This window comes from Nocardia amamiensis (genome assembly GCF_015477605.1).
Lineage (GTDB): Bacteria > Actinomycetota > Actinomycetes > Mycobacteriales > Mycobacteriaceae > Nocardia > Nocardia amamiensis_A.
On the sequence record NZ_JADLQX010000001.1, the window covers coordinates 428,482 to 454,923 of the forward strand.

The window sequence follows — 26,442 nt, forward strand, 5'->3', positions numbered from 1 at the left end:
AAAGCGAAGCCATAGCTCGGATAAACTATCACTTCGATGGTCGAGTCATAACTGGGCCTGACATGTGATCGGCTCTGAGCCGGAAGACTTCTGGGCCAAGGACATCATGTATGGACACCATACTTTGTGGTGGCGCAACGAAGATTCAGCCACGCCGCTTTCGCTTCCTCCTGAGTGATCGCTTCCCCGAAGGGGCGGGATTCAGATGTCTGAAATGTGAATTGACGAACTGAGGAAGCTCGATGAACAGTGAAGCGGAGGAACAATTCGAATTCGAAGAGGTTATCGAGGAAGAGAAGGCCAGAGCCGTGGAAGCCGTCGAGCAATACAAGCGGGACCTGGAGAAGTACAAGGATTCCCATTTGTCCGACGAAGATAAAGAGAAGTTCAATGCCCCGTGGGGGCCTTGGTAGCCGCGACCGGCGCTGGCATGTTCGGCGGGCTGGCCAGGACTCTCGTCGTGGGCTGTGCACTCGGCCGGGTTCTGCCGGGAAGAGATCGTCGAGTTGACCGAGCTGGTAGAGCAGTTCTGCGCTGACGCCGGTGAGCTGATCGGCGCTCCGCCGTCGCTGGGGCTGTTCACCTCGATCTGCGTGACACTGACCTCTGCGGCACAACCGAACTCAGGCCGAGCTCGCCGAACAGTACGAGACCTCGCAGCCGACGATTTCCCGGGCGATCACACATCTCACGCCGTGGCTGGAACGTGCGGTGGCATCGGCGGTGCCGGTAGCCGAGGAACTCGCGCGGTTGAGGTTAGGGGCGACCTTTTTCATCGTATGACCGAAATCAACGGGGTACCGTCGCCAGTGGTAGCCATCGGCGGAGGAGTACGCGATGAACGACGTTCCACCGAATGAAGTCGGGCGCAGGCTGCGCGAGATCCGAGCCTGGCGTGGGCAAAGCCTCGAGGTCGTCGCGGGTCTGGCTGGTATCAGCTTCGGGTACCTCGGCCGCCTCGAGCGCGGGGAGCAACCGCTATCGAATCGCGCCACCCTCGAGGCGCTGGCGCGGGCGCTGCAAGTAGCACCATCCGAGTTCACTGGTCGACCATGGGAAATACCCGATGGCCCTGGAACGGAAGCCTACGCGGGCGTGGTTGCGGTGGAAGAAGCGCTCGACGTGTGCCAACTCGGGGAGGACCCTGGCACGCAGATCCGGGAATGGCCGACGGTTCAGGCGGACCTCGCTCGACTGGAGCAACTTCGGGCCGTAGCCGGGTACCAGGAGATTGGTAACCAATCTCCTGCCCTACTCATGGAACTGCACGCCATGTATGTCCGGCAACCCGACCTTCGTCAGCAGGTCCTTAGAGGAATGATTGGCTGCTACTTCGCGATGATGGTGATGGCGAAGCGCCTGGGCGTTCGGGGGCTACCACTACTTGCCGCCAGAGCTGCCCAAACCTGTGCGGAGGAGCTCGACTCGCCTGCCTGGCGGGGAGCGGCTATGTGGATGCGAGGCAATGCCACCGGTTCACTGTCCCGCCCACAGCAATACAGTCGCGCAGTCACGTTGGCGGATGAGCTGACTAGCAGTTTGAACGACCAAAACGTTCTTCAGGCGTACGGGATGTTGCACCTGTCGGCGGCGCTTGCTGCCGCGGTTCAAACCGATCGGGCCACCGCCGATACTCACCTCGGCGAAGCGGCGGCCGTCGCCGGTCGGATGGACAAGGACGTGGGTGAGTTCGGGCGCATGTGGTTCGGCCGCGTCAACGTCGGAATCTGGCGCTCCTCTATCGGCATAGAACTGGGCGACGGCCCCAAGGCCGTAGAAGCTGTGCGGGGACTGGCCATCGAATCCATACCCGATGCGGCCCGACTCGCAGGCTTCTACGCCGAGGCTGGTCGCGTAATGCTCGCCGATCCGAAGCATCGGAACGCCGGGCTTGATCTTCTTCTCAAGGCTGAAGATATTGCTCCCCAACGTATTCGCAGCGATCTTTTTGTCCGGGAGGCTGTGGCCGGCCAACTTCGCATCGCTCGCCGGGATGCGGGCGGCCGGAATCTGCGCGGCCTGGCCTGGCGTCTCGGAATTGCGCCCGATCTCGCGCCGGGGAACTGACCTCGTCTCCCCCTGCCCTTCGAGGACAAATCCCTTGTGGCCCAGCTCATAACGTCGACCTCGGCCCCGACGCGGGGGTGGATCGCCGATTCCTCCTCTCGGCTGCATCAGCGCGGCTATGGCTGCTGTAGCTGGTGGTGATGCCCTCGGCGTCGGGTGCTTCCAATCGGATTGCAGGGAGGCGCAGGGGAATGGATACGAGCAATGGCTGGGGATTGTTTTCGGCGGGGGTTGCCGAGCTGGAACGGATAGTGGCGTATCTGAAAGACGCAGACGCACACGCCGATGAATGACACAGAGATCCCGGCGTCGCTAGAGAGCAGTTAGGCAATCCGCCCCGTCTCGCAATGAGACGGGGCGGATTTTCGCGTTGCAGGAGCGAGGATCACCTCGCCGTATCGGGGCACCGTCACAAGGGTGTTCGCATCAACAGAACGTTGTACTGGGTGTGCTGGGTGACCAGGAAATAGAGGTCGCGGCCGGTTTGGTACGGGAAGATCATCGGTGCGTACGCGGTGGGAAGGGCGCGGGCCTCGATGAGGACCCTGGGTTCGCTCCATGGTCCTTCGGGGGCGGCCGCGGTACGCATGACGACGCTGTTGAACGGATCGGTGGTCAGCATGACGAACTGACCGAGGTAGTCGTTCCACATCACCGATAGTTCGGCCACGCCGCCCAGGATGGGCGCCGCGGTCTTGGCGTCGCCGGGCTTCCACGCTTTGCCGTCCCAGTATTCATAGGCGTCGATATTGGCGATATCGGATTCTTTTGCGCGGGAGACGAATCCGGGATTATTGCGCCCGGCGGGGGTGCCGTACCGGTAGATGTAGCCGCCGGCCTTCAGGAAGGCGTTCTGCTGAAAGTTCTCGTGACCGTCGACGTTGGCGCGGCGGGTGTGCGTGAGCGGCGTCCACGTGGTGCCGCCGTCGTGCGAGGCGGCCAGCGTGGAGAAATTGGTGTGCCACTTGCCGTGGTCGCCCCATTCCCGGACCGACATCAGGCTCATGTACTGCACACCGCCCACCGAGATGCCCGCCGTGGGAATCAGACTGATCTCGATGCCGGGGATCTTCGGGCTGGGCAGGGGGTTCGGCACCACGTCCTCGAAGAGGATGCCGTTGGCGGGGTCGTGTGTCGAGCTGCGGAAGAGCACGTTACTGGTCCAGGCCCAGATGCTGCCCGCCAGCAGATTGGGGAAGCCGAGTCCCGCGCTGTCGCCGAACGCGGTGATCATGCGGCCGTTGCCGTCGTCCCACATGATGCCGAGATCGGTGCCGAGCACGTTGAAATTCTGCGTGCGGTTCGGGCTGTCCATGCCGGTCACCTGGAAGACGGCCTTGGTCGGGCCGGGCAGGTTCGGCAGTCCGTGGATGCCGTTGAGGGCCGGGATCGGTATGACGTTGTTGGGATCGGCCCCGGCCGGCGCGGCGGCGGCGAGGGTGAGGACCGCGGCGAGCGCACCAGCACCGGCGAGTGCGGACAGCGAGCGAGTCATCCGGCAATTCCCTTCTTCTGGGACGCAGTGTGCTCGCTCATTGTGCCTGTTCGCGGCCCCGATGTCGCTTACATCGGCGCACGCGCGCCACGGGTTCGGCCGATGGTTACCAGTCGGTAAAGCCACCAAGGCCGTTCGGGAAGTTCAGGGCTGTAGACGCGCATGCTCATGGTGCGTACCCGGCGCGTGGCGAGGTCGCGCACCAGCAGCCTGCCGCGCGGGATGTTTGCGGAGCGCACTTCGCTGGTCCACATGCGGTCCCAGTCGGGGGAGCGGCGGCAGCGCTCGGCGATCTCCTCGACGCGCTCGCGCGGCGCGAGCGGGGACAGCATGCGAAACGCGTCGACCAACAGGTGCGCTTCGACGGCCCACTCCACGATCACCCGTTTGGCGGCCGAGTCCAGAAACATCCACTCCAGCATGTTCGATCGAGCCGCGGCCCCCGGAAAGGTCCGTTCGTAGGCGGAGTTCGCCGCGACCAGATCCTGCGTCGGCATTCGCTGATAGCAGGCCGGATCGGGCAGGCTGTCCAGGTCGTCCAGGTCGTCGGGAGTCGGCACCCCCGGTCCCGGTCCGTAGGCGGCCTCGAAGAAGTTCGGCAAGGTCAGCACGACAATGTGCCTGCGGTACCAGGTCGGCACTTCGAGCGCGTCGAAAAGCCGTTCGAGCAGGGGGTAACTCGGCGTAATCGCACCCGTTTCGACTCGGTCCAGCACCGGCTCGGCGAGCCCGGCTCGTTCGGCCAGATGCGCGGGCGCCAAGCCAGCGGCGAGTCGTCGTTCGCGCAAATAAGCGCCGATGCCAGTCGCGTTGCGCATCACCTCGGGCACCTCTGCCGACACCTTCCGCGCCGAACTGTGGGAGTCGGGAGGTTCCTGCCGCCTCCCGGGAGCACGCAATCTACCGGAGAGCATCGGCGTCGAGCGCTGATCGGACGTCACGAATCGACAACCTAGACGACAAACGGCCCGGAGATGATCTCCGGGCCGTTTTGTCGTGTGCCTGTTATGAAGATGCGTCAGAACGCCGCTTCGTCCAGCTCCATGATGTCGTTGTCCAGGGTGGACAGCACGGCGCGGGTGGCGGTCAGCTCCGGCAGGACGTTGCGCGCGAAGAACTGCGCGACAGCGATCTTGCCGTGGTAGAACGCCTGGTCGGCGCCGGTCGCGCCGTTGTCGAGCGCGGCGATGGCGATCTCGGCCTGACGCAGCAGCTGCCAGCCGATGAGCAGGTCACCCACCGAGAGCAGGAAGCGCACCGAACCGAGGCCGACCTTGTACAGCTCGCTCGGCTGCTCCTGGGCGCCCATCAGGTGGCCGGTGAGCGTGGCGGCCATGGCCTGGACGTCCTCCAGCGCGGTGGCCAGCAGCTTGCGCTCGCCCTTGAGGCGGCCGTTGCCCGCCTCGGACTCGATGAACTTCTGCACCTGGCCGGCCACGTGGGCCAGCGCGACGCCGCGGTCGCGGGCGATCTTGCGGAAGAAGAAGTCCTGCGCCTGGATCGCGGTGGTGCCCTCGTACAGCGAGTCGATCTTCGCGTCCCGGATGTACTGCTCGATCGGATAGTCCTGCAGGAAGCCGGAACCACCCAGGGTCTGCAGCGACTCGGTCAGGTACTGGTAGGCCCGCTCGGAACCGACGCCCTTGACGATCGGCAGCAGCAGGTCGTTGACGCGGGCGGCCAGGTCGGCGTCCGCACCGGAAACATGCTGCGCCACATCGGCGTTCTGGTGCGCCGCGGTGTACAGGTACACCGCGCGCAGGCCCTCGGCGTACGCCTTCTGCATGGCCAGCGAGCGCCGCACGTCCGGATGGCGGGTGATGGCCACGCGAGGCGCGGCCTTGTCGGTCATCTGGGTCAGGTCGGCGCCCTGCACACGCTCCTTGGCGTAGTCGCGCGCGTTCAGGTAGCCGGTCGACAGGGTCGCGATGGCCTTGGTGCCCACCATCATGCGGGCGTGCTCGATGACATCGAACATCTGCGCGATGCCGTTGTGCACCTCGCCGACCAGCCAGCCCTTGGCGGGGATGCCGTGGCCGCCGAAGGTGACCTCACAGGTGGCCGAGACCTTCAGGCCCATCTTGTGCTCGACGTTGGTGACGAAGACGCCGTTGCGCTCACCGAGCTCGCCGGTCTGGTGGTCGAAGTGGAACTTCGGCACGAAGAACAGCGACAGGCCCTTGGTGCCCGGTCCCGCGCCCTCGGGGCGAGCCAGCACCAGGTGCATGATGTTCGGGAACAGGTCGTCGGCGTCGGCGGAGGTGATGAAGCGCTTCACGCCCTCGATGTGCCAGGAGCCGTCCTCCTGCTGGACCGCCTTGGTGCGGCCTGCGCCCACGTCGGAACCGGCGTCGGGCTCGGTGAGCACCATGGTGGCGCCCCAGCCCTGCTCGGCGGCGATGGTCGCCCAGCCCTTCTGCTCTTCGGTGGCGTTGTTGTAGAAGATGTTCGCGAAGCCAGGACCCGCGGCGTACATGAAGGCGGCCGGCTGCGAGCCCAGCAGCAGTTCCGCGATGGCCCAGTAGGCCGCGCGCGGGATCGGCAGGCCGCCGAGCTCCTCGGCGACGCCCAGCTTGTCCCAGCCGCCGTCCTGCAGCGTCCGGTAGCTCTTCTTGAAGGATTCGGGCAGCGTGACCGTGTGGGTCGCGGGGTCGAAGACCGGCGGGTTGCGGTCGGCGTCGGCGAAGGACTCACCGAGCGGGCCCTCGGCAAGGCGGCGTACTTCGTTGAGCATCTCCTTGACGGTGTCCGCATCGAGGTCGCCGTAGGCGCCGCTGTCCAGGATGGAACCAAGGCCCAGAACCTCGAAGAGGTTGAACTCCAGGTCGCGGACGTTGCTCTTGTAGTGACCCATTGTCAGTACTCACTCTCCGTTGAGTTGGTGCGGTCGGTTGGTGCCGTTCCCGCCCGTTGTTCGCTCCACCGGGTAGTCGTGCCGGTTTTCCGCATGCTACTCGCGGGTAACTTATGCGCCATATTACCGGTCGGTAATGAGGACGCAAAGAGCTGAGCAGGCAGTGTGATGCGTTTTACAGCGTTTGATGGGCGCGTCGTCGGCGCGCCGTGCGACGGAAGCCGCCAGGCGCAGCGAACGCGCAGCGTCCCCGGGTGCGAAAATGAGCGCGATGCGCATCGAGACGAGTGCCGGACCGGCCGAGGTCGAGCTCGAGCAGCCCCGCAGGCCCGCGTTCCTGCTGCTGCTCACGCATGGTGCGGGCGGCGGGGTGGACACGAAGGACCTCCTCGCGGTGCGTGATTCGGCGCTGCGTCTGGGTGGCGCCGTGGCGCGGGTGGTGCAGCCCTATCGGGTCGCCGGGCGCCGGGCGCCCGGCTCGGCGGTCAAGCAGGACGAGGCGTGGCTGGAGATTGTCGCTCGGCTACGCGGCCGCAAGCGCATTCCGCTGATCCAGGGCGGGCGCAGCAATGGGGCGCGGGTAGCCTGCCGAACCGCCGTCGCGGCCCGGGCTCGCGGCATTCTCGCGCTCTCGTTTCCGCTGCATCCGCCGGGCAAGCCGGAGAACTCTCGCCGGGATGAGCTGCTCGCCCCCGGCGACATCGAGGTGGTGGTCGTCAATGGAGCCAATGACCCGTTCGGCATTCCCGACCCCGCCGATGCCGCCGAAGTGCGGATCATTCCCGGACAGCCGCACTCGTTCCGCGCCGGATTCGATCTGATCGCGGAGACCGTCACCCCGTGGTTGGAGCGCTGGTCCTGAACCCCGGGCTCTCGGCGCTGTGGGTGAGCGCGCTCGTCAACCGTGTGCCCAGCCCCTGATCACGCGGTCCGGGTGCTCGTCAGGCAGGTTCGGTGGGCGTCTTGCTCGCGTGTCTCACTCGGCCGACGCATACTCGGCCGGGCGAGTGGCGATGACCAGGGCGTCGATGGCATCACGGGTTTCGGTGGGCCGGTACACGCGGTCGGCGATGCGCACGCGAATGCCGTGGGCGGCGATCACCGGGCCGAGGTCGGCGACGATGTCGTCCGGGGTGAAGAGGATGGCTGGGTCCTGTGGCCCGCCGCAGCCGTCGGTGAGGTTGGTGGTGTCGTGGCCGAGGACGAGCAGGGTGCCTTCGGGAGCGAGCAGGCCGGCCGCCTTGCGAACCACCGCGCGGCGGTGCTCGGGGGGCAGGTGCAGGAAAACCATCAGCACCAGCTCGAACGGCCCGGTGATACCCGCCGAGTCCAAGTCTGTGACGTCGGCGCACTGCCAGGTGATGCGACCGCGGACCGAGCGGGACAGCCGGGACGCCACGGTGCGTCCTTTGTCGATGCCCACCTGGGAGTAGTCGACGGCATGTACCTGCCAGCCGTGCGTGGCCAGCCAGAGGGCGTTGCGACCCTCTCCGCACGCCAAATCGAGTGCGCGGGGGAACTCAGGTGGCTCACCGTCGGGTGTGGCGGGCTGCAGCGGCGTCCGCCGTTCCAATCCGTAGACGTGTTCCACCACGGTGTTGTTCGGCGGTGCGCCCCAGACCAATTCCGTTTGCGCGTAGCGCTCGTCCCAATCGGCCGCATCCATATCGTGAGTCTATTGATCCGCGATCGGGGGTTCGCAAGGTTGCCAGTAGGTACATCCGGGCGCGGCGAATCAGGGTCGTCCGGATGGGCCAGGTTGTACGCGCGAATCCAACGCAGCGCCGCCACCGATTCCTCGGCCCGCCGCGGGCGCCATGCACCGGCGAGCACTGTTTCCGGGTCGCCCTCTCCGGCGGTGACGAACCGGTCCTGTTGAGGTCGAGCCGCGTCGGATCGGCACGTCGCGAGTTACAGCGTGGTGCGCATCAGCACGACGTTGTATTGGCTGTGCACGGTCGTGAGGAAGTACAGATCGCGGCCCGTCTGGTACGGAAAGATCGATGGCGCGTAGGCACTGGGCAATTCGCGCGTGTCGATCAGCACTTCCGGTTCGCTCCAGGGGCCGACCGGAGAGGGTGCGCGGCGCATCACCACGGAATTGAACGGGTCGGTGGTGAGCGAAATGAACTGCCCGAGATAGGAGTTGTACATCACCGACAGCTCGCCGACGCCCCACATGATGGGTGCCGCGGCATTCACGTCGTTCTTACGCCAACCGTTTCCGTCCCAGTATTCGTATTCGCTGAGATCGGCGATGTCCCGCGCCCGGACGCGAGCCACGTGGGCGGTGTGGTTGCGCCCGGACGGGGTGCCGTATTCGTAGATGTATCCGCCATCGGCGAGAAACGCGTTCATCTGGAAGTTGGCGTTCCCGCCCTCGTTCGGGCGCCGGGTTTCCGGTAATTCGGCCCAGGTCTCGCCGTTGTCGCCGGAGACGGCCAGCCCGGAGAAGTTGGTGCTCCATCGTCCGACATCGTCCCAGCTCCGCACCGACATCAAGCTCATGTACTGCACCCCGTCGACCGAGATGCCCGCGGTGGGAATGCGGCTGATCTCCAGGAAGGGAATCTTCGGGCTCGGGATCAGGTCACGTGCCTGGCCGAACACGTCGCGGACCACGCTGTCGAAATAGATGCCCTCGGCCGGATTGGTGGTATGGCTGCGGAGGAGGATATTGCTGCGCCAGGCCCACATGCTGCCCGCGAGCAGATTCGGGAAACCGAAACCGGCGGTGTCGCCGAACGCGGTGAGCATTTCGCCGTGCCCGTTGTCCCACATGATGCCCAGATCGGTCCCGAGCACGTTGTAGTTCTGGGTGTTGTTCGGACTGGCCATACCCGTCACTTGGAAGACCGCCCTGGCGCGGCCGACCAGATTGGGCAGTCCGGTCGTGCCGTTGAGCACCGGAATCGGGTTGATGGCGTTCGGATTGGCGATGGCGGGGGTAGCCGCTGGGCAGAGCAAGGCCGATACACCCGCCAGCGCCGAGAGCAGCAAGCATGCGGTCTTGATCAAGTCTGTGAGCCCTCCGGTTTCGTGCCGGGAGCGATGCGAAACACAGACGTCCCGCGATACACAGACTCCTTCGCAGTGTGCCTCGCACCGCTAGTTGGACTGGCTGGCAAATCGTGCAAATGGTAGCAGCGGAACCGGCGGACACGGGGCTTCCGTCTCAGACTGGTTAGCGTTCAGCTACCTTGCTGTTAGATTGCTGACTGCCTTCCGCAGGATCAGCGGGAGTTGGGTGGCGCGCTCGACGGCGAAGGTGCGCCGCGGCGCGGCGTGCCAGGTCTTATCGAACAGCCGCTTGGCGGCCGCGACGGCGTGCTGCGGCCGGGCCGCGATCTGGCCGGCCAGTTTCTCCGCCTCGGCGACCGGGTCGGCCGCCACCTCGGTGACCAAGCCGATCTTCGCCGCGTAGGCGGCGTCCACGGTGTTCGCGGTCATCGTCAGCAGGAGCGCCTTATCCACGCCTACCAGCCGGGATAGCGTCGCCGCGCCGGTCATATCGGGGACGAGGCCGTGCTTGGCTTCCATCACGGAGAACTCCGCGTCAGGGGTGGCGAAACGGACGTCGGCGGCGAGCGCGAGCTGGAGTCCGCCGCCGTAGCAGCGTCCGTGCACCGCCGCGATCACCGGGACCGGCAGGCGACGCCACGCCCAGCACGCTTCCTGGAAGGCGTTCGTGCCGCGCCCGGGCAGCGGCACGAAGTTCCGCACGATTGCCAATGGATCGCTGGAAGCCGCCGCGATGTCCATTCCGCTGCTGAAGCTGGGTCCGTTGCCGGACAGGATTACCACGCGTACGCCCGGGCGGCGAGCCACTGATTTCGCGCTAGCAATCAGTTCGCTAATCATGTCGATGGTCAGGCCGTTGTGCTTGTCGGGCCGGTCGAGCGTGACGTAGGCGCGGTCGTTGTCGAATCGCAGCGCGATGGTGGTGCCCATTCTCGAATCTTACTCACGAGTCAGTTCGGCTGGAAGTCGTCGTGGTGAGCGCGTCGGCGCCCTCGGGAGCCCGCATACTGGTCCGGGTGTCGGATGCCGGCGCCACCGCGGCAGCCGCCTCCTCCGTGCGGTCGGCGATCTCGCCGCGGACCCGTTCACCCTGCTCACCGAGAGGAGCGCCCGATGACCGACCTGGTAGGTGTCGAACGGCGCGATGCGATCACCGTGCTGACGGTCAACCGTCCCGAGGCGCGTAACGCGATCAACCTGATCACCGCGCAAGCCATCGAGGTCGCCGTCGACGAGTTCGAAGCCGATGCCGCCGCACGCGTGCTCGTACTCACCGGTGCGGGCGGAACCTTCAGCGCCGGAATGGATCTCGTCGCCGCCTCGAAGGGCGAGATGCCCATCACCCAGCACCGCGGTCCGCTCGGCATCACGGCGAAACCACCGGCGAAGCCAATGATCTCGGCCGTCGAGGGCTTCGCGCTGGCCGGTGGTTTCGAGCTGGCTTTGTCCGGCGATCTCATCGTCGCCGCCCGAGACGCGCAGTTCGGCATCCCGGAAGTCAAGCGCGGTCTGGTCGCCGCGGGCGGTGGTGTGCTGCGGTTGACCCAGCGGCTGCCGCGCAGCATGGCCGCGGAATTGGCGCTCACCGGCGGACGAGTCGGCGCCGAGCGGCTCTACCAGCTCGGCTTGGTCAACCGGGTCACCGAGCCCGGTGCCGCGCTGTCCGCAGCGCTGGAGCTGGCGGCCGAGATCGCCGCGGCCGCCCCGCTCGCGGTGGCGGCGAGCAAGCGGATCATCGACGAGTCACCGGATTGGCCGGTCGCGGAGGCGTTCGCGAAGCAAGGCGAGATCGCGTTGCCCGCACTGTTCTCCAAGGACGCTGCCGAGGGTGCGCTGGCGTTCGCGCAGAAGCGCGAGCCCCAATGGCAGGGCCGCTGAACCGAACGTCACCGCGCCCGCGTGATCGTCTCGAATAGGACCTGTGCGCACGCGGCGGGATCGTCGGGGAATGGACTGTGCCCGCTGCCGTGCAATGTGACGTGCTCGGCGGCGGGCAACGCGCGACGCGCCCTGCGGCTCTGGGTGGCGTAGGTGAGCAGGATGTCGCGGCTGCCCCAGGCAATTGTCACGGGAATGTCGGTGAGCGAGCCGATTTCGTGCAGTCGCGCGTCGGTGAACGAGGCGAGCGCCTCGTCGAATCCGGTCGCTTCGACCGCGCCGACGGCCGTCTCCAGCGCCACCTGCGGGTCCAGGGCCCAGGGCTTGCCGAAGATCAGTGAGAGAAAGACGGTCCGCCCCGCGGCGTTCCCGAGGATGAACGGCAGTGTGGGCCGGACCAGCCGCGCGAGCGCCTGCGACTTACCCAGCGACTGCTGGCACCATACGCGACCCGCCGTGTCCCAGAATCCGATCGGCGAGTACGCGGTGACCGAGCGGGCCAGACCGCGCGCCCCCATATTCAGCGTGATCAGACCGCCCATCGAATTACCCGCCAGATGCGGCCGCTCGATTCCCTGCACTTGGAGAAATTCGGTGAGCGCGTCGGTGAGGGTGTCGACGGTTGTGTGTGCGAGCGGGTTCGACCCGCCGAATCCCGGTAGGTCGACCGCGATCACGTCATACGACGCGGCGAGGGTGTCGATGATGGGTTCCCATATTTGCCAACGGCTTCCGACCCCGTGCACCAGCACGAGCGGTTCTCCCGCGCCGACCCGGTGATGGTGCAACGTCGTCATGCTCGTCGTCTCCATTCGTCCGCGGCCTGCGCCAACCCTAACAGCAGTCAGCGGCCATCAGTTCGAATCGACCGAGCCGTGCTCCATAGCGTGACTACCGCTGGGTGCCGTTTGCGCTGGAAAACCGGCCTGGTGCCGGGTGCCGCACCCTGGGTACGATAATTGGTATGGCAACCCGTAAGGTGACCCTTTCGCTGGACGAAGCCGCTTGGTCATACGCCGAGCAGGCGGCGGCTCGCGCGGGGATGTCGCCCTCGGCGTGGATATCGAAGGCCGCGCGCCGGGAAGCTGTGCGCACCGGTGTCGGCCCGGTGTCGGATGTGACCGCCGAGGCCGCGGCAGACGCGGCCGAGCTGGCGGCCGCCGAGGAGGCGATGCGTGCGTCGGGGTGAACTGTGGATCTACAACCCGCATGGTTCGCCGCGTCGCAGAACGGTCGTGCTGATCAGCAGTGATGGCATCAATGAATCGCCGCGTCCGTGGCTGATCGCCGCCGAGGTGATCGAAGAGGATCCGCGCGACATCCTCGCGGTTCCGGTGCAGGAGCACGGCTGGGTGCATGCGGGCAATATCGGGCGCATCTTCCGCGGATGGCTGGCCGAGCGGGTCGACGTGGTGGACACCGACACCCTGGAGCGGCTCGACACCGCGTTGCGAGCGGCGATGGATCTGTGAACACCGTTCATGGAAATCGTTGTGCAGCAAGCTCTCCGCTGCTTTTCGGCGCGTACGACTACCGCGACGCGCCGCGGGGCATTATGGTGGCGACGCCACTGACGGTGGCCAGTCGAGGAAGAGGAGTCAGGTGCGGATCTGCATGATCGCCGCGGCGCTGATCGCGCTGCCGGTGCTCGCGGCATGCGGCAGCGACAAGGACACGGCGGCGCCCACGGTGACGCAGGCCGAGCTCGCCCAATCGCTGCAGGACAAGGGCCTCAAGAACAAGCAACTGGCAGACTGCGCCGCCAAGGTGTTCATCGACCAGGGTATTTCGCAGGCCGGACTGCGGGTCATGGTCAGCGACGAGTACGACGTGAAGGCTCCCAACCAGGAGACGCTGGGAATGAGCAAGGAAGACGCGGACAAGGCGCGCTCGGCCAGCGGTCGCATCGCCAGCGAGTGCATGTCGGCGGCGCAGCCGCGCTGAGTCGACGGTCCGGATGCGGGCGCTGACGGCGTCGACCGGCAGCTTTATCGCGGCAGATGCACACCCCGAGCAGCAATCGACGTTTTGGTGGCGGGCCGGTAGTGCGCAGCGTCCGCGTTGAGCGGCCCTACCGCCTCTTACAGCGCGACAGTGAGTTCCACCCGCGCCGCCGAGCCCGCTTCGAGCCCTTCCGCGACCCGCACCGCCTTCTTCACCGGCAGGACATAGGTCGCCCGGGACTTGTCCGGGAACAACGACGTCGACCATCGGCTGTTGCCGACGACCACATGCACCCGCACGGCCCCGAATCCGCCCGCCCGATGCGCGTACCGCTCCTCGATCTCGTCGGCCACGTCTTCGGGCACCGACACGAAATACCATGCGGCATCCCCTTGGTGCTCCCACACCTCTGCCGTGAACGAGTACCGCGAACCAGCCACGCCGCGACTGTATCGGTAGGCACCGACACCCCGACCTCCACCGCCGACGGCCACCACATAGCAGCACGTCTACACCGCGTGCTCTTCGGCTTGCTGCGGAAACTTGTCGGCATAGCGCCCGTGCCGCCCGCCGAAACCCAGTAGCGTTCAGCGGCAATCGGGAAGCGGACACCGTATTTCGATCGCGCTGCGCGCAACCCGTGAGCCTCTGGCGGGGATGCGCGATCGTGGGGTGATGACGACCACGGCGAAATCCACGAGCGACGCCGAACCGGATGCGAAGGTGCTTCCTCCGGCGCGCGAGCTGGAAGCCGCGCAGCGGAAAGTCACCGTCGTCGTCGGCAATCCGAAACCCGCTTCCCGGACCCTGACCGCCGCCACCCTGGTCGCGAAGGGGCTGCGGCCGGACGCGGAGCCCACCGTGATCGATCTCGTCGGTTTCGGTCCGGGTCTGCTGAGCTGGGGCGATCCGGCGGTGGCCGAGGCGGTGCGCACCGTGGCCGACTCGGAACTCGTGGTGTTCGCCAGCCCCACTTTCAAGGCGACCTACACCGGTCTGCTCAAGCTGTTCCTCGAACGGTTCGACAATGGAACCGGGCTCGCGGGTGTGCTCGCGGTGCCGGTGATGCTCGGCGCTGGGCCGGCCCATGCCCTGGCGCCGGACTTGCTGCTCGAGCCCGTTCTGGTCGAGATCGGGGCCACCGCGGCGTTGCCGGGGCTCTATCTGTCCGACCGCACTTTCGCCGAGGACGGCGTCATCGACCGGTACAGTGGGCGGTGGCGTTCGGTCGCCCAGGCACTGACCCACAGCTCGAAGGCTGCGAACCATGCATGACCTGTTCGAATTCCCCGCCGACGGAGCCAGTCTGCGTCGCGCGTTCGCCAACTTCCCCAGCGGTGTCGTCGCGGTCTGCGCGGAGATCGGCGGCGCGCCCCACGGCCTCGCGGTCAGCACATTCGTCCCCGTCTCGCTCGACCCGCCGCTGGTCTCGTTCTGCGTGCAGAACTCCTCGGCGACCTGGCCCAAGCTGGCCGCCGCCAGCCACCTCGGCCTGAGCCTGCTCGGCACCGATCAGCAGTCCGCCGCCCGGTCGCTCGGCACCCGCGACGGCGACCGCTTCCGCGGCATCCACCTGCACCGCGGCTCCGGCGACGCCGTTTTCATCGACGGCGCTTCCGCCTGGATCGAGGGCGTCCAGGAAGCCAACGTGCCCGCCGGCGATCACGCCGTCGTCATTCTTCGCATCCACCGCATCGCCACTCGCGCCGACGTCGACCCCCTGGTGTTCCAGGGCAGTCGCTTCCGCCGGTTGCATGCGGAACCGGCCAACGGCGCGGCCTGAGACCCGAGCGCCCAGGCTTTCTCCTACCTCTGCACGCGTTCGCGAGTCTTTCTCACGGGGAGGGGTGTTCGTCATCCGCGACGAACATCCGATCCTGGGGGCGATGGCCTTCCGGCCCTGGGAGATCACCGACGACTACCTCGGCGGCGGTGGCAGCCGCATGGATTGGCGCGGCTTCCCCGAGCTCGTTCCCTGCCCACGGGGGTGGACGCTGCCGGACGGGGCGCCTCGGATCCCACTGAACTTCGTCGTCGCCGCCCGGCGGCCGGGATGATGGCACGGTCCTGGGCGACGTTCGACGAGCAAAAAAACCCGCCCTGGTCTGGGCGGGTTCTGGTTGGAGCCGATGACGGGAATCGAACCCGCGCTGTCTGCTTGGGAAGCAGAAGTTCTACCATTGAACTACATCGGCCTGCGTACCGAGATACATCGGAGACTGTAGCAGAGTCCGCCGGTGCTCCGGGAAAAGTCCTGGTAGATGCTTCTGACCTGCGGTGATTCGCTCCGGGTCGGTCGGGTTGAGGACGCGGCTGCCGCCCAGTCTTGATCTTGCTGTCAACCGTTCGGGCGATTCGCGCCCGAACGGGCGGCCGCTGTTTCCGGACGAGCGCCGACCGAGGCCAGCGAGCCGGGTGGTTGATGCGGCATTGCGGGCCTAGCGTGCGCTCGGACGACGTAGTCTTGTCGTCGGAGGAATCCGAAGATGACCGTATCGCTCGACGATCCTCACACCGTTCCGACGAGGCACTGGCACCGGCTCGACGACGGCAGGCTGCAGTGCGACGTCTGCCCGCGTGCCTGCAAGCTGCGCGAGGGGCAGCGCGGGCTGTGCTTCGTGCGTGCCCGCATCGACGACCAGATCGTGCTCACGACTTACGGCCGTTCCAGCGGGTTCTGTGTCGATCCGGTCGAGAAGAAGCCGCTCAACCACTTCCTGCCCGGCTCGGCGGTGCTGTCTTTCGGGACAGCCGGTTGCAACTTGGCGTGCAAGTTCTGCCAGAACTGGGACATCTCCAAGTCGCGCGAGATCGACACCCTGTCCGGCCGCGCGGAGCCCGATGAATTAGCAAGCGCCGCAGAGAATCTCGGTTGCCGCAGTGTCGCGTTCACCTACAACGATCCGACCATCTTCTTCGAGTACGCGGCCGATATCGCCGACGCTTGCCGTGACCGCGGCATCAAGGCGATCGCGGTGACCGCAGGCTACATGTGCCCAGCACCGCGCGCCGAGTTCTACTCCCACATCGACGCGGCCAACGTCGACCTGAAGGCGTTCACCGAGGACTTCTACCGCCGAGTATGCGTCGGACACCTGGACGACGTGCTGGACACCCTGCGGTACTTGCGGCACGAGACCGACGTGTGGTTCGAGATCACGACGCTGCTCATTCCCGAGCACAACGACAGCGACGCCGAGATCGCCGCCGAGTGCGCGTGGATCCGCGACGAACTCGGCGACGACGTGCCGCTCCATTTCACCGCGTTCCACCCGGACTACAAGATGCTCGACATCCCGCCCACGCCGCCCGCGACGCTTACCCGAGCACGCCACATCGCCCTCGCCGAGGGCCTGCGCTTCGTCTACACCGGCAACGTGCACGACACCGACGGCGGCACCACCTCCTGCCCGTCCTGCGGCATCGCCGTCGTCACACGGGATTGGTACGTGATCCGCCGATACGCACTCACCGACGACGGACGCTGCGCACAATGCGGAACGCAACTGCCGGGTGTCTACGAGGGGCCGGTCGGGCGGTGGGGAAGCAAGCGGTTGCCGGTGCTCATCGCGTGACGCCACCGAGCAGACCTCATGGGTAAACCTCTTCGGTTTCCGTGTGATCGGAACCGTGCGCCTGCCGGGCCGATCCGCAGGTCAACAACCCCGTGCGGCTTCGCTCATCGCCTCCGTCAGCGACTCGCCCAATGCGGTCAATGAGCCGGACTCGCGCAGTTGGCGCAAACCTTCCGCGGTGTGGCCGGACGCTTCGGCGAGCCGATGTGCGGCAGCCTCGCGTGCTGCCGATTCGGTCGCCAGTGTTTGCCGCACTCGCCAGAAGTCGGCGATGGCGAGGTGGGCGTAGGTGCTGTGCAGGACGCCTTCGATGGGCCGCGGATGCGAAAAACACGGCGGGTGATAGCGCGGCTCGGTATCCGAGCGGTCGTACAGTTCGAAGGCGTCCATCATCGCGCCCAGCTTCACATGCTGAAATTCGTGCACCAGCAGTTCGGCGAGTGCGACCGGGTCCAGCCGCAGGGCCGCGATGCCGACTGCGCCGAATGCCAATCTGGCCGAGGCACTTCGGTCTGTCGGGCCGTCTGCTTGCAGCGGCAACACGGTGCGCAAACCGGCGCGAAGGCCGGGAGCGTATGCGGGCAGATGGGTATCGATGAAGTCGACGGCGTCCGCGAAGGCTGCCTGCCACTGGCGCGACTCGGCATCGCTCAGCCGCCCCGTGGGGTGGATCTCGCTGCCAACGTACGGGAGCATGCGATAGGGGTCGGTGTCTTCCAGAGTGACAGTCAGACCCGCGGAGGTCAGCCGACGCAAGGGCTGGGCCATGGCGAGCCCGGCCACCGCACCGGTTTCGATCCATACCTGTTCCACTGCACTGGCTTTCAGTGCCCCGAACATCGGCAGCGGCGCCACTCCGTCCCGGACGGGCACCGGTAACCGCATATCCCTGCCTGCCCGCACTGCCGCGCTCGCCGCGACCGCTTCCAGGTGATGGACGTCCGCAGGCGCGAACTCACCCTCGGCGGCACCTTGAAGCAACCGCACCGCCCACACCCGCGTGTACGGGTGCGCCAGCACGTCTGCCACCGCATCCGGTGCCGATGCGTCCAGAGAGACCAGAACGTCCCATGCGGCGGCGAACCGCGGGTCGCTGCGCGGTCCGAATGTGCCTACCGCCGCCAATAACTCGCGCTGCAATGACGACTGAGCCTGCACCAGCCAACTCACTGCGGCGGTGTCGCCGAAACCCGATGCCAGCTGGGCGAATTGATTTTCCGACAGACTGTGCGTCGATTCAACGGCCGTCATGGCCCTCCTTCATGCGCTCGTCGAACGCGGCACGGTGTTCCGCGGCAGCGCGCATGGCGGCAGTTTGCGCCTCGGCCGCGACCGGTTCGGCCAGCCATGGCTGCATGGTCTCGCTCATGCCCTGCACGAACCGTTCTCCCAATGCGGTCAATGACCCGGACGCCTGGAGTTGGCGAATCGCCTCGGCGGTCATCATGCGCCACCGCACGAATTGTTGCTCCGATTCCTCGCGCTGCGCACCCTCGGCCTGCGTGCGATGCATCCGCCAGAAATCGGTAACGCCGATGTGGGCATAGGTGCCCTGCAACAGTCCTTCGAGCGGACGAGGATCCGGGCGCCATGGCGCATAGTGCACCGGCGCGGTGTCGGAGCGGTCGAACAGCTCGAACATGTCGAGTACCGCACCCATCTTCACGTGCTGGAATTCGTGGATCAACGGCAGGGCGGCCGACACACACGTACGGCGCAAGCCGATACCGACAGCACCGAACGCCAGCCGCATAGAGGCGCTTCGATCGTATTTTTCCTCCGGCTCCATCGGCATCACGGCACGTAATCCGGCGCGCAAGCCCGGTGCGTACACCGGCAGGTGCGCGTCGATGAAGTCGATCCCTTCGGCGAAGGCGCGCTGCCACCGGTTCGCTTCGGCAGCGCTCAACCGCTCGGCCGGGTAGGTGTGGCCTAGTCGATAGGGGTCGGTGTCTTCCAGCGGGACAGTCAGCCCAGCGGCGGTAAGGTGCCGCAACGGCTGTGCGAAGTCCAGTTCGTCGACGGAGCCGGTATTGATCCACACTCGATCGTCGGCCCCGGCTTTCAGGGCGCCGAAGGTCGGCAAGGGCGCTACCCCGTCCCGCACCGGGACAGGCAATCGCAGATCCTTGCCCGCACGCAGCGCCGCGCTGGCGGCGATGGCCTCCAGGTGGTAGATGTCCTCGGCGGCGATCTCGCCGCGACTCACGCCTTCGAGTAGTCCGACTGCCCACACCCGCATGTAGGGATGTGCCAGCACCTCGGCCACTGCGGCCGGAGCGGTGGAGTCCAGCGATACCAGTACGTCCCACGCCGCCGTGAAGCGCCGGTCGTTCTGTGGGCCGAATCTACCCACCGCGGCCAGCAACTCGCGCTGCAGCGACGATTGTGCCTGGGCCAGCCAATTCACCGTCGCGGCATCACCGAAACCGGCTGCCAGCTGGGCGAAACCATCTTCGGTCAAGCTATGCGCAGCTTCATCGGCCGCTCGTGCCGAAGTCTGCGCACCACCGCGGCCTGCTGCTGATTCTGTCGCTGCCACGTGATCGATCATCTCCTCGAGATCGGCGCAATAAACGGAAGGACTGTCGAAGCCGGCACCCGGCCGGTAGCGGTGCGGATAGAAGCCCCCACCGCACACCTGGACCAGACGGCACGATCGACAGGTAGCGCTGACACCGTCGATGCCATCCCGTCGGACGGTGATACCGGGAAGCACGGCCGCCTCGTCCAGGGAGTTGTCCCACACGTTCAAACCGGTGGCCGCCGCGCCGTCGTAGGCGGTCTTGAGCGAGTCGACCTGCTCCAGGGTTCCGTCGGTTTCGATCACCAGCAGGTCCACCGGATCGAGCCCGATGGCTTCGGCGGTGCTCGGCCGGCCGTACATCGCGGCCACTACGGATTCGAAGGTGCGGATCGGCACCGGTCGGCCGTCGGCGTTCCAGGCGTCGAACATCGCTATCAGCCATTTCGCATACTCGCCGCCGCCGTTCGTCGGGTTCGCCGGGTCGCGCGGGGTGTGCAATCCGGGCGGCTGATGCTCCCAATTCGCATGCGGAAGAAGGAGGTCCATGCGCGGAGGTTCCTGCTCGAGCAGCCCCCGATAGACGGCGATCGGGTCGTTGGCGATATCCACAGTGCACAACAAGCCCGAATAGAGCGCGCGGTACTGCGGCTTCCGCAGCAGGTCCAGACTCCCGAGCACCTGGTCATAGCTGCTTCGGCCGTTGCGGTACAGCCGATGCCTGTCGTTGGCGGCGCGATCGCCGTCGAGCGAGACACCGACTCGCACGTTGTATTCGGTGAACAAGTCGAGGTACTCCTCGTTCAGTTGCACCGCGTTGGTGTGAATGTGCAGATTGAGACGGGAAACCGGGGAAATGGCCGTGTCCAATGCGGCCAGGAAATCCCTGGTGCGGTCCACGCCGAGCAGCAATGGCTCACCGCCGTGCAGCACGATCGCGACTTCGGGCAGCGAATGCCGCGCCGCGTGTTCGGCGATACGAAACGCAATCCTGGCGGCCGTCTCCGGGGCAAGCCCCATCGGGCGGCCGCGCCAGGATTGGTCGGCGTGCTCATACATATAACAGTGATTGCACGCCAAATCGCACCGGCTGTGCACCTTGATCACAAACTGACGGAATGGAGACGGTCTACGATTCATGTGGCAGCCGGTGTCGACGCTGATCTAGACGAGTGCGGAACTGAACGAAATTCCGGTGGTCGAGGAGTTGCCCAGGCTGGACAGCAGTTCGGGCAGACTCTGTGACGAGAGCTGGCCGAGCGGCGTGTTCCGCAGATCGGTCACAGCGGAAACCACGGTCTGGTCATTCGGCTTCATGATCATTCTCCTTGTGAGCGAAGCCCTTTGGGGCTCGAGTCGAATGTTACGCACACCGGCTTCGACGCTCGTTCCCATCCATGGGGATTTCAAACATACTGGAGGACAGCAAATTTCATGAAGTGCCGACCGAAATGCACTCTGTCCATGTATGTTTCGATCGCGTACCTCTGCACGTAGCTCTGGATCGTTCACGTTGTTTCGCTCCGTAGTTCGGACCGGGCAACAACCCCAGGTTCTCAGAAATGTCGTCGTCCACCGTGAACCGGGTTTCTGGCGACTATGGCGCCGGCCTCGATCTTTCGCCGACGTCGGCGGATGGATTCCCCCGCGTCGCGTGGAAGATGCTCGCGGGGATGCTCGGCAAGTCGTGTCGAATGCTGGTCCGAGTGCGCGGATCGCCGCCAGCTGTCGCTAATCGACGAAATGCTGAACAGCTACCTCGGGAGGATCGCCGTTGCGTCAACCTCGATGCGGTGCCTCTGGCCGGGCTGTGCTGGTCTACTCAGACCTTGTGACCGGAGGACTGGCGCGACCGGATCGAACGCGACTCGATACCGGTTGGTGATCGCATTTCTTCTCCGGATTCCCCGCCCATATCGGCGAAACCCGCCCGATTGCCCCTGGCCACGAAGTTCTTCTGGACAGGCTCCGAGTAGCGGTAGATGGTCAGGCAGAGGATGACCCACAGTGTGCTGATGCACCAACCGCCGAGGATGTCGGTGGTCCAGTGGACGCCCAGGTAGATGCGGGACAGGCCCACCGCGACGATGAACACGGCGGCGGCGGTCGCGGCGAGGGCACGCACAGTGGCGGCGCGCACACTGGGAAGGGCCACCACCGTGACGACGCTGATCACGACGAACGAGCCGACGCTGTGGCCGGATGGGTAGGACAGGTTCTCCACCGAGATGAGGTGGTCCTCGATGGGTGGGCGATCCCGGCCGACCAGGATTTTTCCGCCGCGGACGAGTAGCCCGGCTCCTAGGCTCGCACCCGCGACGAGCGCCGCCGAGGACCAACGCCGCCGCCAGGACAGAGCGAGGCACGCCAGGGTGGCCAGCACCGTCATGGCTACGGTGCCGCTCAGCAGACTGACCGTTACCGCGATCGGTGTCAGCACACCGTTGCGGTGTGCGATGGCCCACTCGGTGATTGTTCGGTCGATTCCACCGTGGCCGTCGTCGCCGAGCGCGACCATGGTGAAAGCGGCGGTGCACACCATCAACAACGCAGTGAGCACCCCGATTGCGATGGAAATCCGTCGGGAGGTCACTCCTCCACGGTGCCACTACCAGCCGCTGGAGGTTGACCGGGGTCCTTCGCACTGCCGGGAAGTGCCGAATCATCGCCCCGATGTCGGCAGGCTGAAGTGCGGCGACGAGCAGGCGCTACGCTCGTCGGCGTGCTGCTTTCCGATCGTGACATCCGTGCGGAGATCGCCGCTGGGCGTCTCGGCGTCGAGCCGCTGCTGGAGAACCTGATCCAGCCGTCGAGTATCGACGTGCGTCTGGACCGGATGTTCCGGGTGTTCAACAACACCCGATACACCCACATCGACCCGGCGCAGCGGCAGGACGAACTGACCAGCCTGGTCGAGCCGGAAGAAGGCGAGCCGTTCGTCCTGCATCCCGGCGAGTTCGTGCTCGGCTCCACGCTCGAGGTGTGCACGCTGCCCGACGACCTGGCCGGACGGTTGGAGGGCAAGTCGAGTCTTGGCAGGCTCGGCCTGCTGACCCACTCGACCGCGGGTTTCATCGACCCGGGTTTCAGTGGCCACATCACGCTGGAGCTGTCCAACGTGGCCAATCTGCCGATCACGCTGTGGCCGGGGATGAAGATCGGCCAGCTCTGCCTGCTCAGGTTGACCAGCCCCGCCGAGCATCCGTACGGCAGCGCCGTGGCGGGCTCGAAGTATCAGGGCCAGCGCGGACCGACGCCGTCGCGGTCCTATCTCAACTTCCCGATTCCGGCGGCGGCGATCGACGCCGCCGAGTCGCGCTGAGCCAGCGCCGGGTCCGCTTCGTCGACTGTGCGGAAGCGGTCCCGGCGGACGGCAGCGGGAACTGATCGCGGAGGTGATCAGTCCCCGCCGCCCGCTCCCACCGCGAGCGCCGTAGTGAGGATGACGGACAGCGGCGGAAGCGTGTCACCGCGGCTCGGCGGGTTGACCCAGAAGCACCCTTCCCGGGTCCAGCGGCCGAGGCCGGTCGGCAACATCACGGCACTGCCGACGGCCGGCAGCCCGATATCCAACCGATTGAGCACCTCGAGCACCTGGGGTCCCGGTCGGCTGTCCGGCTCGGCGAGGAAGCTCCATCGGATCTGTCTGGCCAACATGGGACCCCTCATCCCCTGTTGTTCCAGTGCGGTGCGCACCTTTTCGGCACGTGCGGTCGGCAAGTGAACGACGCAGACGCGCCCGGTGACCGGGAGCATGGCGAAACCACCACGCTCGGTGACCGGTAGCCCGAACTCGTGGCGATAGAAGGCCACCCAATCGTCCACGGTCCTGAGCTTCTCGACATTCACGGCGAACTCCTTGCCTTTCCCCTCAATGGTCCCGTCCCGCCCGCTGATTCGGCATCGCCCGAGAGCGTGCCTTCCGCTGCCCTTCCGCTGCCTTTGATAGAGCGCGTATTTCAACTGTGGCTCTGCTCACAAACCCCTCGTACTCTGGAAGGAATCCGTTCGGAAGGGATGAACCGTGGTCAGGCATTGGTCAGGCAGAGAGGCCCGAGCCCTTCGCGATGCCAAGCGGATGAGCATCAGAGAGTTCGCCGCCCATCTGGGGGTGCACGAACGTTTGGTGTCCAAGTGGGAGGCCGGGGGCGTCCGGGTCCACCCACGACCGATCAATCAGGCCGCTCTGGACACGTCCTTGGCCAGGTCCGACGAAGTGGTGCGGGCGCGGTTCGCGGCCTTGATCGATCAGCCTGTGATCGATCGAAGCATCCCGCCGGGTTTCGACGCGCGGGGCGGCGCCTCGGCACGCGGCCCGTATTCGACCGACGCGGATCTTCTGGCTCTCATAGACGCCGGTGCGCTGAGAGGTGCTGCACTAGCAGCGATTTCGGAGAGGGATCTGATCATGGCGGCTGCCCACGAGGCCAGCGAGCACGCCGGCAAGGCCGAGAGTACCAATGTGGGTGCGACCACCCTGGAACAACTCGACGCGGATGTCGCACGGATCGCGAACGATTACGTGCACATCCCGCCGGTTCCGATGATGGTGGAGATGTTGCGGGTGCGCCGCCGGGTGTACCGGCTGCTGGAGGGCCATCAGCGGCCTGCGGATACCAGCCATCTGTATCTGCTGGCGGGCACGCTCTCGGGCCTGCTCGCCAACGCGAGTACCGATCTCGGTCATTACGACGCCGCGGGCGAACAGGTCCGGGCGGCTTGGGCTTATGCGGAACTCTGCGGGCACAACGGACTTCGCGCCTGGACCCGCGGCATGCACGCCTTGATCGAGTACTGGTCGCAGCGCCCCCGCCGGGCGGTCCAGCTCGCGCAGAGCGGGCAGGAGTTCGCCGAGTCCGCGACCGCGCATGTGCGACTGCTCAATATCGAGGCGCGGATCTGGTCCGCGCTCGGCAGTGCCGCCGACACCGACCGATGCATCCGGGCCGCCGCCGACGCCCGCGAGATCGGCGCGACCGACGCCCTGCACGACGAGGTGGGTGGCGTCTTCGGGTTCAACGACGCCAAGGCCAATTACTACGCCGGAGCGACCTACATCCACCTCGGTCAGGCGGAGCACGCGCTGAACGCGACCAAGCGGGCCATCGAACTGTATGCGAAAGGGCCTTCCGAGCAGCGTTCCTACGGCGCGGAGTCCTTGGCGAGGGTGGACTGCGCGGCCGCTCACCTGATCAACGGCAGTCTGGACGGGGCGTCCGAGGCGCTGCATCCGGTGCTCGCCCTCGATGAGGACAAGCGCATCGCGCAGCTCGAGGAACGGTTGAACGGCGTGCGCAGACGGATCGCCACCCCGGCCTTCAAGGACGCCGTGGAAGCGCGGCGTCTGGACGAGCGGATCGAGGAGTTCTGCGGCTCCACGGCGGCCAAGGGCATCCCGCCGGGCAACCCGTGTTGATGTATGACGCGTCACATTCAACCGCGCCGGGGCCGCCGTCGCGGCCGCGGTCACCCGATGGTCGCGCGGACGCGTGACTTATCCAGTTGCGACGGATGGCACCATGGGACGCGTGAGTCCTAGTCAGCATCCGCACCGCCCCCCGCGTCTTCTGGAGCAGTCCACGAAGCTGCAGAACGTCGTCTACGAGATCCGTGGACCGGTACACGCGCACGCGGCACGGCTGGAGGCCGAGGGCCATCGCATCCTCAAGCTCAATATCGGCAATCCCGCCCCGTTCGGGTTCGAGGCGCCGGACGTGATCATGCGCGACATCATCGCCGCGCTCCCGTACGCCCAGGGCTACTCCGAATCCAAGGGCATCCTGTCGGCGCGGCGGGCGATCGTGACCCGCTATGAATTGGTGCCCGGCTTCCCCGAACTCGACGTGGACGACGTCTACCTCGGCAACGGCGTCTCCGAGCTGATCACCATCACCATGCAGGCGCTGTTGGACAACGGCGACGAGGTGCTGATCCCGGCGCCGGACTATCCGTTGTGGACCGCCATGACCAGTCTGGCGGGCGGCACCCCGGTGCACTATCTGTGCGACGAGTCCAACGGCTGGCAGCCGGATATCGCCGACATCGAATCGAAGATCACCGACAAGACCAAGGCGCTGCTGGTGATCAACCCGAACAACCCGACCGGCGCGGTGTACTCCGCCGAGGTGCTGCAGCAGCTGGCCGATCTCGCGCGCAAGCATCAGCTGCTGCTGCTCGCCGACGAGATCTACGACAAGATCCTTTACGACGACGCCAAGCACATCTCGTTGGCGACCATGGCGCCCGACCTGCTGTGTCTGACCTTCAACGGGCTGTCCAAGGCCTACCGGGTCGCGGGCTATCGGTCCGGCTGGCTGGCGATCACCGGTCCCAAGGAGCACGCGGCCGGTTTCCTGGAGGGCATCGACCTGCTCGCCTCGTCGCGGTTGTGCCCGAATGTGCCTGCGCAGCATGCCATTCAGGTCGCGCTCGGCGGACATCAGAGTATCGAGGACCTGATCCTGCCCGGCGGCAGGCTGCTCGAGCAGCGCGATGTCGCCTGGGAGCGGCTGAACATGATTCCGGGTGTCTCCTGTGTGAAGCCGAAGGGCGCGCTGTACGCGTTCCCCAAACTGGATCCGAATGTGTACGAGATCTACGACGACTCGAAACTGATCTTGGATCTGCTGCTGCAGGAGAAGATCCTGATGGTGCAGGGGACCGGCTTCAATTGGCCCAACCATGACCATCTCCGGATCGTGACGCTGCCTTGGGCACGGGATCTCGCGGTCGCCATCGAACGCTTCGGCAACTTCCTGTCCAACTATCGCCAGTGAGGGCGGGCGGCCGGCGGGGCTCGATAGACGCCCCGCTTCGAGCCGGTAAACAAACCATATGTACGAATATCTGTCGGATTTGGCGACTGCCTAGCGCAAAAGAAGTACTTTTGTGTACAGTAGTCCTCGGCACCACAGAGTGCCTGGTCGGATTGCCTACCCCCCTGGGCACATCCGACCTCGGGTTCGGCCGCCTACCCCCCTGGGCCGCCAGCCCGCGGGCGGCGGAGACATCCCCCTGCTCTCCGCCGCCCCCTCCAAAATCCGCCTTTCTTTTCGATCGGATCGCTCCGTCTGTGTATCGTGGC

Annotated in this window: 27 protein-coding genes and 1 tRNA gene; 14 read left to right on the forward strand and 14 right to left on the reverse strand. The window is 66.0% G+C overall.

Annotated features, from left to right (window positions below; genetic code table 11):
- The first annotated feature begins 242 nt into the window (after positions 1 to 242).
- Complete coding sequence (locus tag IU459_RS01950; RefSeq protein WP_195127663.1) at positions 243 to 413, forward strand: hypothetical protein; 171 nt, start codon at positions 243 to 245, stop codon at positions 411 to 413.
- A 424-nt stretch (positions 414 to 837) separates the two neighbouring features.
- Positions 838 to 2,067, forward strand: a complete 1,230-nt coding sequence (locus IU459_RS01955; protein ID WP_195127664.1) for a helix-turn-helix domain-containing protein — start codon at positions 838 to 840, stop codon at positions 2,065 to 2,067.
- A 409-nt stretch (positions 2,068 to 2,476) separates the two neighbouring features.
- Here the strand turns inward: IU459_RS01955 and IU459_RS01960 are convergent, their stop codons facing one another.
- The 3 genes from IU459_RS01960 to IU459_RS01970 all read right to left on the reverse strand — a co-directional run bounded on the left by IU459_RS01960 (position 2,477) and on the right by IU459_RS01970 (position 6,416).
- On the reverse strand, positions 2,477 to 3,562 hold the full coding sequence (locus IU459_RS01960) for a DUF4185 domain-containing protein (RefSeq protein WP_195127665.1): 1,086 nt from the start codon (positions 3,560 to 3,562) through the stop codon (positions 2,477 to 2,479).
- A gap of 68 nt (positions 3,563 to 3,630) precedes the next feature.
- Entirely contained in the window at positions 3,631 to 4,380 is a 750-nt protein-coding gene (locus tag IU459_RS01965) for a helix-turn-helix domain-containing protein (protein WP_195127666.1), read from the reverse strand.
- Positions 4,381 to 4,580: 200 nt separating this feature from the next.
- Positions 4,581 to 6,416, reverse strand: a complete 1,836-nt coding sequence (locus tag IU459_RS01970; RefSeq protein WP_195127667.1) for an acyl-CoA dehydrogenase — start codon at positions 6,414 to 6,416, stop codon at positions 4,581 to 4,583.
- Positions 6,417 to 6,687: 271 nt separating this feature from the next.
- Between IU459_RS01970 and IU459_RS01975 the strand changes: the two genes are divergently transcribed.
- Positions 6,688 to 7,278 carry an alpha/beta hydrolase family protein gene (locus tag IU459_RS01975; protein WP_195127668.1) on the forward strand — a complete coding sequence of 197 codons (591 nt, stop codon included), beginning with the start codon at positions 6,688 to 6,690 and terminating at the stop codon, positions 7,276 to 7,278.
- A 114-nt stretch (positions 7,279 to 7,392) separates the two neighbouring features.
- On the opposite strand, the gene IU459_RS01980 is transcribed toward IU459_RS01975, so the two are convergent.
- The 3 genes from IU459_RS01980 to IU459_RS01990 all read right to left on the reverse strand — a co-directional run bounded on the left by IU459_RS01980 (position 7,393) and on the right by IU459_RS01990 (position 10,355).
- A complete protein-coding gene (locus IU459_RS01980) occupies positions 7,393 to 8,082 on the reverse strand; it encodes a class I SAM-dependent methyltransferase (protein ID WP_195127669.1) in 690 nt (229 codons plus the stop codon).
- A gap of 245 nt (positions 8,083 to 8,327) precedes the next feature.
- Complete coding sequence (locus tag IU459_RS01985; protein WP_195127670.1) at positions 8,328 to 9,434, reverse strand: DUF4185 domain-containing protein; 1,107 nt, start codon at positions 9,432 to 9,434, stop codon at positions 8,328 to 8,330.
- Between the two features lie 177 nt (positions 9,435 to 9,611).
- Positions 9,612 to 10,355 (reverse strand): crotonase/enoyl-CoA hydratase family protein, encoded by a 744-nt coding sequence (locus tag IU459_RS01990; RefSeq protein ID WP_440446454.1) that lies wholly within the window; start codon positions 10,353 to 10,355, stop codon positions 9,612 to 9,614.
- A gap of 195 nt (positions 10,356 to 10,550) precedes the next feature.
- Here IU459_RS01990 and IU459_RS01995 point away from each other — a divergent pair, with 195 nt between their 5' ends.
- Positions 10,551 to 11,315 (forward strand): crotonase/enoyl-CoA hydratase family protein, encoded by a 765-nt coding sequence (locus IU459_RS01995; protein WP_195127672.1) that lies wholly within the window; start codon positions 10,551 to 10,553, stop codon positions 11,313 to 11,315.
- A gap of 8 nt (positions 11,316 to 11,323) precedes the next feature.
- Here the strand turns inward: IU459_RS01995 and IU459_RS02000 are convergent, their stop codons facing one another.
- Positions 11,324 to 12,112: an alpha/beta fold hydrolase gene (locus tag IU459_RS02000; RefSeq protein ID WP_195127673.1), complete on the reverse strand. Its 789-nt coding sequence runs from the start codon at positions 12,110 to 12,112 to the stop codon at positions 11,324 to 11,326.
- 167 nt (positions 12,113 to 12,279) lie between these two features.
- Here IU459_RS02000 and IU459_RS02005 point away from each other — a divergent pair, with 167 nt between their 5' ends.
- The 3 genes from IU459_RS02005 (at position 12,280) to IU459_RS02015 (ending at position 13,259) form a co-directional block, all read left to right on the forward strand.
- Positions 12,280 to 12,504, forward strand: a complete 225-nt coding sequence (locus IU459_RS02005) for a hypothetical protein (protein WP_063016531.1) — start codon at positions 12,280 to 12,282, stop codon at positions 12,502 to 12,504.
- The gene (locus IU459_RS02010; RefSeq protein WP_195127674.1) at positions 12,491 to 12,787 is read left to right on the forward strand and encodes a hypothetical protein; all 297 of its coding nucleotides are present in this window, start codon (positions 12,491 to 12,493) and stop codon (positions 12,785 to 12,787) included. The genes IU459_RS02005 and IU459_RS02010 overlap by 14 nt, the downstream gene beginning before the upstream one ends.
- 142 nt (positions 12,788 to 12,929) lie before the next feature.
- Positions 12,930 to 13,259, forward strand: a complete 330-nt coding sequence (locus IU459_RS02015) for a hypothetical protein (protein WP_228837177.1) — start codon at positions 12,930 to 12,932, stop codon at positions 13,257 to 13,259.
- A 137-nt stretch (positions 13,260 to 13,396) separates the two neighbouring features.
- Here IU459_RS02015 and IU459_RS02020 read toward each other — a convergent pair whose 3' ends face one another.
- Positions 13,397 to 13,699 carry a DUF1905 domain-containing protein gene (locus IU459_RS02020; protein ID WP_195127676.1) on the reverse strand — a complete coding sequence of 101 codons (303 nt, stop codon included), beginning with the start codon at positions 13,697 to 13,699 and terminating at the stop codon, positions 13,397 to 13,399.
- Between the two features lie 235 nt (positions 13,700 to 13,934).
- Between IU459_RS02020 and IU459_RS02025 the strand changes: the two genes are divergently transcribed.
- The 3 genes from IU459_RS02025 to IU459_RS02035 all read left to right on the forward strand — a co-directional run bounded on the left by IU459_RS02025 (position 13,935) and on the right by IU459_RS02035 (position 15,316).
- A complete protein-coding gene (locus IU459_RS02025) occupies positions 13,935 to 14,534 on the forward strand; it encodes an NAD(P)H-dependent oxidoreductase (protein ID WP_195127677.1) in 600 nt (199 codons plus the stop codon).
- Positions 14,527 to 15,042, forward strand: coding sequence for a flavin reductase family protein (locus IU459_RS02030; protein WP_195127678.1), 516 nt, complete (start codon positions 14,527 to 14,529; stop codon positions 15,040 to 15,042). The genes IU459_RS02025 and IU459_RS02030 overlap by 8 nt, the downstream gene beginning before the upstream one ends.
- Positions 15,043 to 15,106: 64 nt before the next feature.
- Complete coding sequence (locus IU459_RS02035; RefSeq protein ID WP_440446451.1) at positions 15,107 to 15,316, forward strand: hypothetical protein; 210 nt, start codon at positions 15,107 to 15,109, stop codon at positions 15,314 to 15,316.
- A 64-nt stretch (positions 15,317 to 15,380) separates the two neighbouring features.
- Here IU459_RS02035 and IU459_RS02040 read toward each other — a convergent pair.
- Positions 15,381 to 15,454, reverse strand: a tRNA-Gly gene (locus tag IU459_RS02040).
- A gap of 291 nt (positions 15,455 to 15,745) precedes the next feature.
- Here IU459_RS02040 and amrS point away from each other — a divergent pair.
- Entirely contained in the window at positions 15,746 to 16,834 is a 1,089-nt protein-coding gene (amrS, locus tag IU459_RS02045) for an AmmeMemoRadiSam system radical SAM enzyme (protein WP_195127679.1), read from the forward strand.
- An 81-nt stretch (positions 16,835 to 16,915) separates the two neighbouring features.
- Here amrS and IU459_RS02050 read toward each other — a convergent pair whose 3' ends face one another.
- The 4 genes from IU459_RS02050 to IU459_RS02065 all read right to left on the reverse strand — a co-directional run bounded on the left by IU459_RS02050 (position 16,916) and on the right by IU459_RS02065 (position 21,951).
- A complete protein-coding gene (locus IU459_RS02050) occupies positions 16,916 to 18,085 on the reverse strand; it encodes an HEXXH motif domain-containing protein (RefSeq protein ID WP_195127680.1) in 1,170 nt (389 codons plus the stop codon).
- Positions 18,072 to 20,498: an FxsB family cyclophane-forming radical SAM/SPASM peptide maturase gene (locus IU459_RS02055; protein ID WP_195127681.1), complete on the reverse strand. Its 2,427-nt coding sequence runs from the start codon at positions 20,496 to 20,498 to the stop codon at positions 18,072 to 18,074. The genes IU459_RS02050 and IU459_RS02055 overlap by 14 nt, the downstream gene beginning before the upstream one ends.
- A gap of 24 nt (positions 20,499 to 20,522) precedes the next feature.
- On the reverse strand, positions 20,523 to 20,675 hold the full coding sequence (locus tag IU459_RS02060; RefSeq protein ID WP_195127682.1) for a hypothetical protein: 153 nt from the start codon (positions 20,673 to 20,675) through the stop codon (positions 20,523 to 20,525).
- A 505-nt stretch (positions 20,676 to 21,180) separates the two neighbouring features.
- Positions 21,181 to 21,951 carry a phosphatase PAP2 family protein gene (locus tag IU459_RS02065; RefSeq protein ID WP_195127683.1) on the reverse strand — a complete coding sequence of 257 codons (771 nt, stop codon included), beginning with the start codon at positions 21,949 to 21,951 and terminating at the stop codon, positions 21,181 to 21,183.
- A 129-nt stretch (positions 21,952 to 22,080) separates the two neighbouring features.
- On the opposite strand from IU459_RS02065, the gene dcd reads away from it, so the two are divergent.
- Positions 22,081 to 22,680, forward strand: coding sequence for a dCTP deaminase (gene dcd, locus IU459_RS02070; RefSeq protein ID WP_195127684.1), 600 nt, complete (start codon positions 22,081 to 22,083; stop codon positions 22,678 to 22,680).
- A 77-nt stretch (positions 22,681 to 22,757) separates the two neighbouring features.
- Here the strand turns inward: dcd and IU459_RS02075 are convergent, their stop codons facing one another.
- The gene (locus IU459_RS02075) at positions 22,758 to 23,207 is read right to left on the reverse strand and encodes a hypothetical protein (RefSeq protein ID WP_195127685.1); all 450 of its coding nucleotides are present in this window, start codon (positions 23,205 to 23,207) and stop codon (positions 22,758 to 22,760) included.
- Between the two features lie 229 nt (positions 23,208 to 23,436).
- Here IU459_RS02075 and IU459_RS02080 point away from each other — a divergent pair, with 229 nt between their 5' ends.
- Positions 23,437 to 24,774 (forward strand): helix-turn-helix domain-containing protein, encoded by a 1,338-nt coding sequence (locus tag IU459_RS02080; protein ID WP_195127686.1) that lies wholly within the window; start codon positions 23,437 to 23,439, stop codon positions 24,772 to 24,774.
- A 103-nt stretch (positions 24,775 to 24,877) separates the two neighbouring features.
- A complete protein-coding gene (locus IU459_RS02085; protein ID WP_195127687.1) occupies positions 24,878 to 26,134 on the forward strand; it encodes a pyridoxal phosphate-dependent aminotransferase in 1,257 nt (418 codons plus the stop codon).
- The last annotated feature ends 308 nt before the right edge of the window (positions 26,135 to 26,442 follow it).

Excerpts from the sequence above, each read along its gene's own strand:
- IU459_RS01950 (WP_195127663.1), top strand. The coding sequence starts at position 243 with ATGAACAGTGAAGCGGAGGAACAATTCGAATTCGAAGAGGTTATCGAG.
- IU459_RS01955 (WP_195127664.1), top strand. The coding sequence starts at position 838 with ATGAACGACGTTCCACCGAATGAAGTCGGGCGCAGGCTGCGCGAGATC.
- IU459_RS01960 (WP_195127665.1), bottom strand. The coding sequence starts at position 3,562 with ATGACTCGCTCGCTGTCCGCACTCGCCGGTGCTGGTGCGCTCGCCGCG.
- IU459_RS01965 (WP_195127666.1), bottom strand. The coding sequence starts at position 4,380 with ATGCGCAACGCGACTGGCATCGGCGCTTATTTGCGCGAACGACGACTC.
- IU459_RS01970 (WP_195127667.1), bottom strand. The coding sequence starts at position 6,416 with ATGGGTCACTACAAGAGCAACGTCCGCGACCTGGAGTTCAACCTCTTC.
- IU459_RS01975 (WP_195127668.1), top strand. The coding sequence starts at position 6,688 with ATGCGCATCGAGACGAGTGCCGGACCGGCCGAGGTCGAGCTCGAGCAG.
- IU459_RS01980 (WP_195127669.1), bottom strand. The coding sequence starts at position 8,082 with ATGGATGCGGCCGATTGGGACGAGCGCTACGCGCAAACGGAATTGGTC.
- IU459_RS01995 (WP_195127672.1), top strand. The coding sequence starts at position 10,551 with ATGACCGACCTGGTAGGTGTCGAACGGCGCGATGCGATCACCGTGCTG.
- IU459_RS02000 (WP_195127673.1), bottom strand. The coding sequence starts at position 12,112 with ATGACGACGTTGCACCATCACCGGGTCGGCGCGGGAGAACCGCTCGTG.
- IU459_RS02005 (WP_063016531.1), top strand. The coding sequence starts at position 12,280 with ATGGCAACCCGTAAGGTGACCCTTTCGCTGGACGAAGCCGCTTGGTCA.
- IU459_RS02015 (WP_228837177.1), top strand. The coding sequence starts at position 12,930 with ATGATCGCCGCGGCGCTGATCGCGCTGCCGGTGCTCGCGGCATGCGGC.
- IU459_RS02025 (WP_195127677.1), top strand. The coding sequence starts at position 13,935 with ATGACGACCACGGCGAAATCCACGAGCGACGCCGAACCGGATGCGAAG.
- IU459_RS02030 (WP_195127678.1), top strand. The coding sequence starts at position 14,527 with ATGCATGACCTGTTCGAATTCCCCGCCGACGGAGCCAGTCTGCGTCGC.
- amrS (WP_195127679.1), top strand. The coding sequence starts at position 15,746 with ATGACCGTATCGCTCGACGATCCTCACACCGTTCCGACGAGGCACTGG.
- IU459_RS02050 (WP_195127680.1), bottom strand. The coding sequence starts at position 18,085 with ATGACGGCCGTTGAATCGACGCACAGTCTGTCGGAAAATCAATTCGCC.
- IU459_RS02055 (WP_195127681.1), bottom strand. The coding sequence starts at position 20,498 with ATGAATCGTAGACCGTCTCCATTCCGTCAGTTTGTGATCAAGGTGCAC.
- IU459_RS02060 (WP_195127682.1), bottom strand. The coding sequence starts at position 20,675 with ATGAAGCCGAATGACCAGACCGTGGTTTCCGCTGTGACCGATCTGCGG.
- IU459_RS02080 (WP_195127686.1), top strand. The coding sequence starts at position 23,437 with ATGAGCATCAGAGAGTTCGCCGCCCATCTGGGGGTGCACGAACGTTTG.
- IU459_RS02085 (WP_195127687.1), top strand. The coding sequence starts at position 24,878 with ATGGGACGCGTGAGTCCTAGTCAGCATCCGCACCGCCCCCCGCGTCTT.